The organism is Kitasatospora sp. NPDC056531 (assembly GCF_042794375.1).
Lineage (GTDB): Bacteria > Actinomycetota > Actinomycetes > Streptomycetales > Streptomycetaceae > Kitasatospora.
The window spans coordinates 1-2,189 of sequence record NZ_JBHTTU010000301.1; the positions used below are offsets into that span (position 1 = coordinate 1).

Below are 2,189 nucleotides of genomic sequence, written 5' to 3' on the forward strand. Positions count from 1 at the left end.
GCGCCCTCGCCGCCGACCTGGCCGCACCCGCCGTGCTGCGGCTCGGCACCATCACGGGGCTCGGCGAGCGGCTCGACCTGATCCTGGACACCTACCAGCGGCGGGCCCCCGGCCTGCGCGTCGAACTTCACTCCGCCCCGGTGCGGGAGCGGCTCGCGCGGCTGGCGGACGGCCGCCTCGACGCCGCGTTCGTGCGCGGTGCGATCGCCGGGAGCAGCGCCGATCTCCGCTTCCTGCCCGTCTGGCAGGACGAGTTGGTGCTCGCGCTGCCCGCCCGGCACGCGCTCGCCGACCAGGCCGAGGTCGATCTCGCGGAACTGGCCGCCCTGCCGCTGCGGCTGACCGAACGTCGTAACCACCCGGCGCTGGTGGACCTGGTGATGGGCGCCTGCGCGCAGGCCGGCTTCCAGCCGGTCCTGGGCCCGGCCCACAGCACCCTGCAGGACACCCTGGCCGCGATCGGCGCCGGAGTCCCGATGTGGACGGTGGTGTACGCGGCCAACGCCCGGATGGTGAACACCCACCGGGTCGCCTTCCGCCCCTGCCGCACCCCGCTGGCCCTGCCGACCTCGATCGCCGTACGGCGCGTGGCCCCGCTCCCGGGGCTGCTCCTGGAAGCCTGCCGCCAGACGGCCCCGACCTGGGACGATCATGATTCGTGATCGCTGTCAGAGCGATTCGGGTCTGGGTGCGGGCGGCCCGATCGGGTGGACTGTTCCCAGCCGGAAAAACCGGCGGAGGAAGACCCGGTAGGAATCCCGGTGGGGAAACCCGGTGGGGAAACCCGGTTAGGAGCCGAAGATGCCGATTGTCACCATTCAGCAGGGCCCGCGCAACGTCGAGCAGAAGCGTGAGCTGGTCAAGAGGGTCACCGAGGCCTTCGTGGAGACCCTGGAGGTTCCCGCCGAGAGCGTGTTCGTGTGGATCCAGGAGTACCAGGCGGAGAACTGGGGCGTGGCCGGCAAGCTCACCGCGGACCGGTAGCCGGCCGCGTTCCGGCCCGGTGCGGCACGACGGGCCGGTGCGGGCCACGCCCTTTCGGGTGCGGTGGCCGGCACCGGCGGGCCGGGAGGACCGGCTGGACGGGCTGCGGCGCGCGACACCTACGGCCGGTCCCGGACGGCCCGTCATGGTTCAGGCCCCGCCGGCCACCAGGCCGTCCAGCTCGTCGGGGTCGACGCTGAGCGTCACCCCCGCGTACGTCTCGTCGGCGCTGCCCCGGTACTGGTGGATGCGGTGGCCGCTCCACAGGTCGTCGGGCAGACCGGCCTGTCCGCTGGTCGTGGGGTGTCCGTCCCAGCGGGCGTACCAGAGGGCGTCGGGCATCGGGTCGCGGCCGGCCCGGGCGGCGGCGACGATGTCCGCGATGCCGGAGTCCATGCTGGAGTAGAAGCCTGACCGGTACCCGGCCGCGTGCAGCGCCCGGGTCCAGCCGGCGGTGAAGTCGACCACCGCGCGGCTGCACACCGCGTCGCCCGCCGGGTAGGCCTCCATGTCGAGGTACACCGGGCTGCCCGGCCCGAGCCCCAGCGCCTGCAGCGCCGCCGCCGCCTCGCCCGCCTCCTGTCCGCCCTGTTCCTCGGCCAGGTCCGGGTCGATCCGCAGCGGCTTGTCCTCGCGCTGGGCGCAGGGTGCCTGGAGTCCGACGTGGGTGGGCACCAGCTGCCACCCCATCGACCGGACCGTGGCGACCCACTGGGGCGTCAGCCGGGGCTGCTCGCAGCCGCGCTGGCCGCCGCTGCTGTAGATGTTCACCGCGCCGTAGGGCGAGGCGGTGCGCCAGACGTACATGGCCTCCTCCGGCGGGGCCGAGCAGGCGTCGAACCCGGCCCCGGTGAACCGGTACTCCGGCAGCGGTTCGGTGAAGTCGTCGGGCGGCGCGGCGAGGTGTGCGGGGCGGGCGGCCGAAGGCGCCGTCGACCGTACGGCGGCCGGCTGCCACGTGCCGGGGGCGTGCCCGTGGACGGTACCGGGGAGCATGACGAGCGAGACCGCCAGGAGCGCGGTCGGAGAGGGAAGACGCATCCCCCCGTCCTAGCCGTCCGGCGCGTGCCTGCCGTGCCAGCGCGGCGACGCGTCGCGCCCGTTCACCCGGTTGACTCCCTGCCCGCGCTGAAGCCGGGGATTCCGGCCGCGCGGGCCAAGGAGGGACGCATACCCCCCCCCCCAGCCCACCGCAGGGAGTTCAA

General features: G+C 74.4%; 3 protein-coding genes. 2 read left to right on the forward strand and 1 reads right to left on the reverse strand.

The annotated features are described in order from the left end of the window. Positions 1–662 (forward strand): LysR family substrate-binding domain-containing protein (locus ACFQ87_RS45830; RefSeq protein ID WP_380616984.1); only part of this gene is annotated, 662 nt, incomplete at its 5' end. Between the two features lie 139 nt (positions 663–801). Continuing rightward, entirely contained in the window at positions 802–984 is a 183-nt protein-coding gene (dmpI, locus tag ACFQ87_RS45835) for a 4-oxalocrotonate tautomerase DmpI (RefSeq protein ID WP_380616985.1), read from the forward strand. A 150-nt stretch (positions 985–1,134) separates the two neighbouring features. Here the strand turns inward: dmpI and ACFQ87_RS45840 are convergent, their stop codons facing one another. Beyond that, a complete protein-coding gene (locus ACFQ87_RS45840; protein WP_380616986.1) occupies positions 1,135–2,025 on the reverse strand; it encodes a DUF1906 domain-containing protein in 891 nt (296 codons plus the stop codon). Positions 2,026–2,189 lie beyond the last annotated feature (164 nt).